Genomic DNA, 10,107 nt, shown 5'->3' on the forward strand with positions numbered 1-10,107 from the left:
AAAATTCTGTAGGCTAACGATTCCACTAAAGCCGCTTTTCATTTCAATTGTTTCTTTGCACAAGAGACAGGCCTCAACCTACACTAAATTCAGCTCAATAGCGCCCATTTCCCAGAAACCGATGATTGTATAGGTATTTACCTAAATTACGAACGCATTCATACTTTTCATCAGACTCCAGTAAAAATTATGGGGTTCAATTTTAACTACCATAAAAGATGCCTGTCCACGTCATACAACGTTCATACTTTTCATCAGACTCCAGTAAAAATTATGGGTTTCAATTTTAACTACCATAAAAGATGCCTGTCCACGTCATATCCACGTCATACTACTCCCCCTTAAATTTATAACCCACGCCATAAACTGCTGAAATAGGGTTTAATCCAGCTTCAATTTCATTTATTTTTTTGCGTATATTTTTGATATGCGTATCAATATTGCGGTCTGACATATCTGAGGAGTGATTATAGATTTTGTTAATAATATCTTCGCGAGTAAATACACGACCTACGTGGCTTATAAAAAGCAGGAAGATTTTGAATTCCACGGCGGTAAAACCGATGTCATTCCCTTTGAATAAAGCAACAAAATCATCTTTATAGAGCTCAAAACCGGATTGCTGAATCACATTGGTTTTAGGCGGCGCAACTCTTCTTAAGACGGCCTGTATTCTGGCAATAATTTCTTTGGGGCTAAAGGGTTTGCAGATATAGTCATCAGCACCGAGGTTTAATCCGCGTAAGCGATCTACTTCTTCGATTTTGGCGGTTATCATAATTATTGGCACATTCGAGAACTTTCTTATTTCTTTACAAATGGTAATGCCATCGACTTCTGGCAGCATTAAGTCCAGCAGTATAAAGTCAACATGAGTATGCTTTACGAAGTTGACCACGCCACTGCCTCGGTCAAAGTGCTCAGTGGCGTAGCCTTGTTGCTTGCAGTAGGCGATCAGTACCTCAGCAATATTTTCTTCATCTTCAATAATCAGAATTTTGGGAGTTGTCATTGGATTTAACCTACCACTGGGATTGTTACTTTTACTTCCAAGCCACCGAAAGGTGAATCTTGCAACGAAATATCCCCTCCATGGGCTTCAACTATTTTTTTACACAACGATAAACCTAAACCTGAGCCTCCATAATTTCTATTTCGAGATTTTTCCACACGATAAAAACGATCGAATAATTTAGTTTGATCTTTAGATGAAACTCCAGGAGCTGAATCTTGTAAAATCACCTCAAGCTTGTTCTCTATTCTGTGGATTATTATATTCACCTGTCCACCATCATGGGTGTATCGACAAGTGTTTTCTAATAAGTTTGAAAATAATTGCTGTAACCGGTCTTTGTCGCCATTTACAATGCAAGGCTGTGCATTATTCAAAGCGTCACTATTAACCGTTAAATTGTGTTTCTGAAAGCGTGCGGTATAACTTTCAAACGTTTGTTGTAGTACGTCGATGACATCAACGGCCACGTCATTGTAAGTTAGATTAACCGTATCACTGTTGGCTAATTGGGCAAGGTCATCCACAATTCGATTTAAATTATCCACCTGATTAATCAATAATTTAATACGACTAGCGTCAGCATTAAACACCCCATCTTGCACGGCTAATAAATGGGAGCGCAACACAGTAAGTGGAGTTCTCAATTCATGAGAGGTATCTGAAACCCATTGGAAGCGCATTTGTTGATTGTGTTCTAGAGTGTAAGCTAACTCATTAAAATTATTCGATAAAGTTCCTAATTCATCCTGAGTAAGAGCTGAAATCCTACTTTCGTAATTACCTTTTTTAAGCTCGTTGGTGCCAACGACAATCTGATTTATCGGCTTAGTTAAATGTTTAGATAAAACAATAGCCATAATAAAAGCGAGTAAAATAACGCAAAGCGTAATAGTAAAATAGCTATTAAATTGGGCTGACAAAAAGGCATTTACCGAGCTATTTTCAACTAAACTAGAAGGTACTAAGCCTACCCAGCCTATAATGTTATTATTTAATAGAATTGGCTCTACACGCGGATTTTCGGTTAATTTAGCACGACCAACAACGACATTTTCATTTTGGTCATATAAGCTAATCCGTCTGCCAGTTTGCAGTAAATCAGCTGGAAGATTTGACCATAATAACGAGGGTGATTTTTTCTCGTTAATATTTTGTTCGGTATAGACGCTAGGGGTAATCTCGTGCTTATTTTGATGTTTGCCGTTAGCGCCACTTGGATTGTTTTTAGGATCAACGATAGAACGCCATAACTCAGCATTCTGACTTATAGGCTCCCAATTACCTAATTGTGTATAAAATTGCACGAGTTGTTGTTTTACTTCAACAACATGCTTTTGTTCTTCTTGCTCAACAAAGCGATTAAACTCAGCCGCAAAGTTCATATATATAAACACGAACATCAACCCAACGAGGGTAATATTTGTGATGAAAAAGGCTAAAAAGAACTTGTGTATTAACTTCATCGACTCTCTAATCGTTGAGATCTTAATTTCATGCTTGTGTTGCAGTATTGCATACTGACTATTTGGCTACAATTAAGCTACTAACCTATATTTGAGAACGTTTTGCTTACTTAAATTCCTTGTTAAGTAAGCCTCATTCGATAGACTCAATTCTAAAATACAATGTGGGCTGTTTCACCTGCACCGAGTAATTTATATTGTGGTTTAACAACACTGGTATGCACTGCACCTAAACTTTTATGAAAAGAAATAGAAAGCTCAGACACTTGCGCAAAACTATGTCGTGCTTGAAAGACTATTTCTCTATCGTGAACCCTACTCTTATCAAGCTCACTATTATTATCGAAAGTTGCAGTTTCAAAAATAATCAATTCACCATTTACTATTAGGTTCATTTTTTGTTTGAGTGCGTTAGCAATAAACGCTTGTTGTTGACTAGCGTTTAAATTTTCGGGCATTAGCGTATCAATATCACCTAACAACCATGCTTGATCGCTTTTTAATGCCGAAATTAAATGCTCAATATCGGTGTGTACTTTCACCTCAACTTGGCCATCTCGTAAAACAACTTGTGCCGTTGTCTCATTTAAAACATGGGCGCTTAAAGGCGTGCCAACACTCATTAAAATGTAGGTTAATAAACAAATGGATTTAGCATATTTCAATTTTTTAAATACAGACATATTTAATCCTTTTACGCCACTATTTGGGTTGTTGAATAGTTGAACGACAAATTAAGGTGTTGTCGGTTTCAAGATCATCACCCCAAATTATTTGTGCATTTTTATCCCAGTTTATTTCATCATAACCGTCTTTTGGACCTACAGATGCGGCACTATGCTCAGTCGCATTTGGCCAGGATGAGTCATCAAAATCAGCGTCCAACCAATTATTAGGAGCATCTTTTGACATAAAGGTGCAATATCCTTGACCAGCAATAGGGTTCGCTTCTTGCTCGCATAACTTATTAAGAGGGGCTCGATGAAGAACCTCACATTTCCAACTACTATCGGTAACCGAAACGATTTCATTCGTATCGGTATCGGTTATCTGCATGATAAATCCGCCGTCCCCCATTTGCTGATTTTTAGCTCCGATATACTCTAAACCTGAATCGTTCTGCTTAAAGTCTTTGAGGATTAAATTAAGCTGGATAGGATAGTCAGTAGAAAAGGTAATACTCTCAGCATTAAACGAGCGTTCAGTTGTAATAGGCACTGAATCCTCAATCAGCAGATTGTCATCAACATAAGCGGCAAACCAATTATCCGCCCAGGCTTCTAATTTAAAATGGTGCTCACCTGAAATCTTTGGGTTAACTGACTCAATTGTTGTTAATTTCGATTTATTTGAAGGCCGAGGTTTATCATCTCTTTGATCAGCGCTTCGACAAAATGAGCCTTGCTCAATTTTTCCGCCATTACTAATAGTCTTTTGAGTAAAGTCGTAGCAGCCATCCCCCTGAGTTGATGGACTGTAGGTCGTAAAATAGTCTTTACCTTGGTATGAATACGCCATAGTGCGGCTGCCATCTTCAGATTCAGTGTAAATGAGGTTTTGAACACCACCAGTCGGTGGCCGAAGATCGGCTCTAATACCTTGTATATCACCACTTAGCGGAGCAACTCTAGGCAATTTTGTGGTATCAACCTCGCCGACTAAACATTGAATAATATAAGGGGGTGTCGCTGAGGTTTGATAGCGATAACCAAAATTATCATCTGCTTGGCCATTTCACACATCTAAGTCACCTTCGGCGATTTCACTGCCATCTGGATTTGTATCACCATACAGTGGATAACCATCGTACGCCCAACCAATGATTGCATCCGCATCCTGATTTTTCATAGTCTCGAGCATGCAAGTAGGTGCGACATGATAGTGGTAGTCATCACCTCTTCCAGCATGACCACCGCAGATATCAAGTTGCCCTAGTGCAAAAGTGTCGTGTTTTGCATCGTATTGAGTTACATCTAATTCTCCTTGCGATGAATAATCGTAAATAGGCACTCCATTTACAGCTACGCCGACAGCGGCGTCGATAGTCGTTAGTTGTTTCGCCTTTTTAGGTTCAAGTTTAATAGGTGCGGCATATTGTTGCGCTGGTACTGGAATTTGCTCATTGGTACCGGTAATACCTGTCATCATCTCGTGCTGAGGATAAGTCGAAGACACAACGTAGGCATACTCTTCATCACAAATAACCGCAACCTCGTTGTCAAACCCCGCATCTCTGACAGACTGTTGAATTGTTTGACAGCGAGTAGAATCAATATTGACAGACAAATCAGGTCGAATAAATGGTGCAGGTGTTAGTTCATGTTCAGTGCTAGGTTTTGCTCTTTGCGCCTCGGCGGGGCTCAAATTCGCGCCAAGTCGTTGGGTATTTCTATTGCTGCGCTCGTAACTAACAGTTAACTGTGCAGATGCTAAGGTAATATTCTGCATAGCTGCTAAAAGTGTCGCGCGGTCTACTTTTGTATTTTCATTTAAACTTACTGGCGCAGATAAAGCATAAATTGTATAGGTGTAGCTTTTCTTTCCAGGGCCTTTTGAACAAGGTGGAGCATAGGCGTTCAGGTCATTGACACTGTTAGTACCCAATAAGCCAAGTGTTTCATTACTCTTAACTTGTGTTACATCAGAATTGATGTTGTACATAGTCCAATACCAATGCACACCATCTGGCGCATTATGATGCATTATTAGTGCATATGACTGGGTGGACTCTGGGGCACCACTCCAACTTAATGGCGGATTCACACTTTCTCCATCACAAGTATAAGTAAAGGGTAAATTACCGCCATCCACCATATCAGCACTGGTTAACACAAACTCACTTACATTGGACTGCTGTTGTGATTGACGACTATCACTATGACAAGCGCTCAGCGACAAGCCACATACAGTAACGATTAAAATCGACCAGATATTTTTCATTATTTAACTCCCCAAGAAGTTTCAATTAAGCACAGAAATTTATTATCAGTAGCTTAACAATCAAATGTGGGGCAAATATGTACGAACGGATTTTAAATACATTCAAACTATGTGATGTGAAAAATAGCGGCTCAGGGAAATTACTGCGTGAAATTACTGGACAGGCATAACGAAATGAAATTACTGGACAGGCATAACGAAATTACAGGACAGGCATAAAGTTACGTGGAAAATTACTGGACAGGCATAATAAGAGGACCCTATTTGATCAATCGGTTAAGCGCTGGATATAAGTGCCGATAGCTGGCGTGATGGAGAAAATTATTGGAAGATTTAACAACTTGACTAGAAAAGGTTGTTAACTAAAAAAACTATAAATGTTGACGTCTAAAAGTAAGCGGACGTTGGAGTTTCTGACCGGCTTAATCAAATTGCAATCAACACCTAAACTGTACCATACACATTTTGTTTTTTAATAACCGAGATTGATGTACTGATTAAAATACGATCTTATCTTTTCCATGTTCTTTTGCTGTGTAAAGTTTGTTATCGGTTGCAGAAATCATACTTGCCACGTTTTTATGTTTCCCTTTATCAAGCTGTTGCACCCCAGCACTGAATGTAACATTCTGCTCTTTAGGTACTCCATCAATCTCTGCACTGGAAAAATTATGTTTGATACGCGCAAAAATATTCTCAGCCACTGGTTTGGTGCAATTAGGCAAAACGATCAGCCATTCTTCACCACCATAACGTCCATACTTGCCATATTTAACATCATCACGCATAGACATTTTGCATGCTTTAGAAAAGGCGATTAGCACATTATCACCAACATCATGGCCATATGTATCATTAAATTTTTTGAAGTTATCCAAATCGATTAGGGCTATGATTAGCGATTTCCCTTCTGATACAGGCTCGCTGAAACAACTGTTGGCATACTCTAAAATAGCGCGTCTGTTTGGACAGCGGGTTAAATGATCTCTAAGCGCCATCGTCTTAAAGCTATCTCTAAGTTGTACTTGTTTGTAAAGAGTATACGTGACGATAATTAGTGAGATGGCAATTATGAAAATCACCAAATACCATAGCTTTTGCTGTTTGTTTTGTTGTTCAATTTTGTATTCTTGACGTTCGTTTTTCTCTGTAAGAAGTCGGTTTTCGGTTTCTTTCAATTCGGAGTCCAGTTGAATTCTCTGTCTTTCGACTTCTTGCTTTTTCTTTTGAAAATGATCTTTTTTAATTATTTCAATATTGTCTTTTGTCAGCTCGAAGGCGGTTTTATAATTTCCCTTTAACGCTTCTAAATTTGCAAGTAGTTGCTGATACCTGATGGTATTATCTGAGGTCGGAAAAAACTTTAAGAGACGTTTACTTGACGCTAAACTTGTCTGCGCTTTAGCTATGTCTTCAATCGCAATGTAGGCTTCGGTCAGTCCATTGTAAGACCAAAATTCAGACATTTTATCGTCTAATGCTGCGAAAAAGGGGCCGGTTTGATTATACAACTCTATCGCTTCAGACCAATGATGTTGCTTAATCGCAAGGTCTGCAAGACCTCTTTTTGACCACATTAGGCCGATATCATCTTTTAATTCTTTATTGATTATAATTGATTTTTCATACATCTCTTTTGATTTAGAAAAGTTCTCATTCAATAAGTAGGCTTTTCCAAGATTGTACAAAATAACTGATTGGTCAAATCTCGTATTTTTTTCAATACAAATTTCAAGTGATTTTAAATAATAGGCAATGCCTTCTTCAAAATTCTCCAGTCGAACGTTCGCCGTCCCTAATTCACCTGAGACCTCATCAAGAAAACTAAGATCATTTAATTTTTCTGCAATATTGTAGGCTTTTTCGCAACGAAACCAAGGCTTCAGTATAATCACCTACTCGACTTTTCATTCTTCCCGCGGCTAAATAAATTTGTCCAATAAGGTCCTCGTTTTGAATTGTTTCCGCTTGAGTAAGTAAAAAACGATATTTATTGTTTAGTTCCTCTGAGTAGCCCTGCCTTTCGAGAACGTTTAACTCGGCTATCGCCAAGCGCACTAGAATAACTGCATTATCAAATTCTTGAGCAACTGGAATAACTTCACCCAATTGCTCCTGAGCTTCCGAAATTCTCTCTAGATTTACCAGTTTTTCAATTTTTAATGTTATCGCTTCAAGATAAACCTTGCGCCAACCTCTTTGTTTGCTTTGGGATATTATGGGGTCAAGAGTTTGAATAGTGTCCATAGGTGACGTCTGCTTGTCATCACCCAAATCGGAAAGGTATATCAGAGTTTCTTGTTCTGAACGCTCAATGACTTGCGCTTGAGAATATGCTGATATAACAACAGTAAAGATGCCAATTAAAACCAAGCGAATGTAATGTTTCATATATCCCTTCTATTAACACAAAGCGTGTCAATAACTGCAATTTTAGTTAAGCATGAGCATAACGCTAACAAACAACACTAATATTTTTGAATTATTAATAGTTACGCCTATTTAACGTCGGCAATTCTAATTTAATTAACTGAGTTAGTTTGTCGATTATTAACGATGTAAAGGGGCTAAATAGATCAAATTTATAACCTACAATTTACATGACAGCCATTAAATTGACTAGCACTTTGTCGCTTTAGACGAGCTTAAGGTAAAAGCTGTTTGAATAAGACCATTATTATTAATTGGTTCTCTTAGTAACCAGCTTTTACTTTTAAGAATTGAACCGAATATCAAAAATCAAAATTCGTATTTTGTGTTTGCGCCCAATTTGTTTTGACTTTGTTCAGTGTGCGAATTTGTTAAAACAGTACAAGTCATTGTAAACGCAGCGTGAATTAAATTAATAAATCGTACACTAGGATTTACGCTTTTATCTAGTTCATAAAAAACCTTATAAATAAGCGGGCTAGAGCATAGAATTACCTATATTTCTTAGCGTATAATATCGTCATCAAAGAATAAAAATCTCATCAATTCTAAGTACTGTTGCGGTTAGCAAAATCAGTCTTATATTGGTTCTAATATCCCTACAATAATTAAGCTGGCCTGGGTACCTCGATTATTTTTACGATAAACGAGGAAGGGTTTTGTATTTCGTTTTGTGATCTTAGTCACTTAAGTCTAAAAAGGTAATGTATGTCTGCTCCACAATCTAATCAGGATGCAACGGTTTGGCCCATTCTGATAATGGCACTTGGCTCATTTGTATTAGGGCTGACCGAGTTTTCGTCGATGTCGATGCTCCCGTTAATCGCCGACTCGTATAATGTTTCGCCTTCACAAGCTGGAAATGTGATTAGTGCGTATGCAATTGGTGTGGTAATTGGAGCACCATTATTTATGTTGTTAACCAATAGAACGAATCGTCGCACTTCCCTGATTATTTTTGTGGCTATGGTTCTGCTTGGCAATGGTTTGAGTGCAGTTGCATCGAGCCTAACTGAGCTTATAGTTTATCGAGTGCTCTCTGGCCTACCCCATGGAGCTTATTTTGGTACCGCATTGCTGATAGCCGCGAGCATGGCACCGAAGGGTAAACGCGCAAGTTACATGGCAAAAGTGTTTGCCGGCCTGACCATTGCGACCATTGTGGGTGTCCCTATGGCAACCTTAATTGGTCAGTCGATGAGCTGGCGAGTCTGTATGGCGATTGTTGCTGTATTGGCGTTAATTACGTTGGTGTTAATTTATTGGTTAGTACCGAGCTGTCCGGTGACAGAACCAAGCAAATTACGCGAAGAGTTTGCCGTTCTGAAAAATAAGTTAGTGTGGTCAATTTCCGGTATTATTTTTGTTGGTTTCGGTGGTGTATTCTGCATTTATACTTATTTAGCGGATACCATTATAAACGTCACACAAACTCCTTTAATTACCATTTCTATTGCGATGATGATGTTTGGTGTAGGAACGACAATTGGTAATTTGCTGATCAGTAAATTGGCTGATCATGCTCCGATCAGTACCACAGGTATAGCATTGCTTTGCAGTGTTGGCATTTCCCTAATGTACGTGTTTGCAGCGAGTAATATTTGGTGGTTATATATTACCGTATTTTTGTTGGGCGCAAGTGTCGGCTTGGCCGCGGTAATCCAGTCGATGTTACTCGACGTCTCGCCGAAAGGTCATGCAATGATAGGTGCGCTGGTGCAATGTGCTTTTAACACTGCCAATGCAATTGGACCTATGGTGGGTGGCGCAATGCTAGCGTCAGGCGCCAGCTTTAATGAAGTTGGCTACGCCTCAGCAATGCTTTTCTTTGGCGGATTTATTATGTGGGCATTAAGCTATATGCAAATGCGCAACCGAGATATGCAACCAGCAATGGGTTAAATGCTTAATTAAAGGAGCTCCGGCTCCTTGCTGTGCATCACTTGAATCTCTCCAGTTGCAAAAATTACGACCTTTTAGACGACCTTTTAGACAGCCACAAACTAGACTAGCACTTTGACACTATCAACTAAGCTATAGGTATAAGGTTTATAAGGAAGAACAATGCCCTTAGCAAGGAAGCGTCAAATCTGTTTGACAGATACACCTTACTACCACTGCGTTTCTCGCTGTGTACGCCGTGCTTATTTGTGCGGGGAAGATAAATTTACAGGAAAAAGTTTCGAGCATCGCCGTCAATGGGTTGAAGATAGGTTACTGTTTTTGTCCACTGTCTTTGCTATTGAAGTCTGTGCCTTT

At 38.9% G+C, this 10,107-nt stretch carries 6 protein-coding genes and 2 pseudogenes; 2 read left to right on the forward strand and 6 right to left on the reverse strand.

The features are described 5' to 3' along the window. Window positions 1-331 precede the first annotated feature (331 nt). From KO530_RS08265 to KO530_RS08290, 6 genes and pseudogenes are all read right to left on the reverse strand, one after another. On the reverse strand, window positions 332-1,012 hold the full coding sequence (locus KO530_RS08265; RefSeq protein WP_216047952.1) for a response regulator: 681 nt from the start codon (window positions 1,010-1,012) through the stop codon (window positions 332-334). A gap of 5 nt (window positions 1,013-1,017) precedes the next feature. Then, window positions 1,018-2,478 carry an ATP-binding protein gene (locus KO530_RS08270; RefSeq protein WP_216047953.1) on the reverse strand — a complete coding sequence of 487 codons (1,461 nt, stop codon included), beginning with the start codon at window positions 2,476-2,478 and terminating at the stop codon, window positions 1,018-1,020. A 152-nt stretch (window positions 2,479-2,630) separates the two neighbouring features. Further along, on the reverse strand, window positions 2,631-3,161 hold the full coding sequence (locus KO530_RS08275) for a hypothetical protein (RefSeq protein ID WP_216047954.1): 531 nt from the start codon (window positions 3,159-3,161) through the stop codon (window positions 2,631-2,633). Between the two features lie 19 nt (window positions 3,162-3,180). Next, window positions 3,181-5,418: pseudogene (locus KO530_RS22290) on the reverse strand (YHYH protein). A gap of 497 nt (window positions 5,419-5,915) precedes the next feature. After that, entirely contained in the window at window positions 5,916-7,313 is a 1,398-nt protein-coding gene (locus KO530_RS08285; protein ID WP_216047955.1) for a tetratricopeptide repeat-containing diguanylate cyclase, read from the reverse strand. After that, window positions 7,249-7,809, reverse strand: a complete 561-nt coding sequence (locus KO530_RS08290) for a hypothetical protein (protein ID WP_216047956.1) — start codon at window positions 7,807-7,809, stop codon at window positions 7,249-7,251. Before KO530_RS08290 ends, KO530_RS08285 begins: the two co-directional genes overlap by 65 nt. 747 nt (window positions 7,810-8,556) lie before the next feature. On the opposite strand from KO530_RS08290, the gene KO530_RS08295 reads away from it, so the two are divergent. Both KO530_RS08295 and KO530_RS08300 read left to right on the forward strand, forming a co-directional pair. Further along, window positions 8,557-9,750 (forward strand): MFS transporter, encoded by a 1,194-nt coding sequence (locus KO530_RS08295; RefSeq protein WP_216047957.1) that lies wholly within the window; start codon window positions 8,557-8,559, stop codon window positions 9,748-9,750. A 162-nt stretch (window positions 9,751-9,912) separates the two neighbouring features. After that, window positions 9,913-10,107, forward strand: a pseudogene (locus tag KO530_RS08300) (transposase); the annotation flags it as partial.

The sequence above is a fragment of the Aliiglaciecola lipolytica genome, from assembly GCF_018860635.1.
In the GTDB taxonomy this organism is placed as follows: Bacteria; Pseudomonadota; Gammaproteobacteria; order Enterobacterales; family Alteromonadaceae; genus Aliiglaciecola; species Aliiglaciecola lipolytica_A.

Bases quoted from the DNA above. Each gene is read 5' to 3' on its own strand.
- KO530_RS08265 (WP_216047952.1), bottom strand. From the start codon at position 1,012: ATGACAACTCCCAAAATTCTGATTATTGAAGATGAAGAAAATATTGCT.
- KO530_RS08270 (WP_216047953.1), bottom strand. From the start codon at position 2,478: ATGAAGTTAATACACAAGTTCTTTTTAGCCTTTTTCATCACAAATATT.
- KO530_RS08275 (WP_216047954.1), bottom strand. From the start codon at position 3,161: ATGTCTGTATTTAAAAAATTGAAATATGCTAAATCCATTTGTTTATTA.
- KO530_RS08290 (WP_216047956.1), bottom strand. From the start codon at position 7,809: ATGAAACATTACATTCGCTTGGTTTTAATTGGCATCTTTACTGTTGTT.
- KO530_RS08295 (WP_216047957.1), top strand. From the start codon at position 8,557: ATGTCTGCTCCACAATCTAATCAGGATGCAACGGTTTGGCCCATTCTG.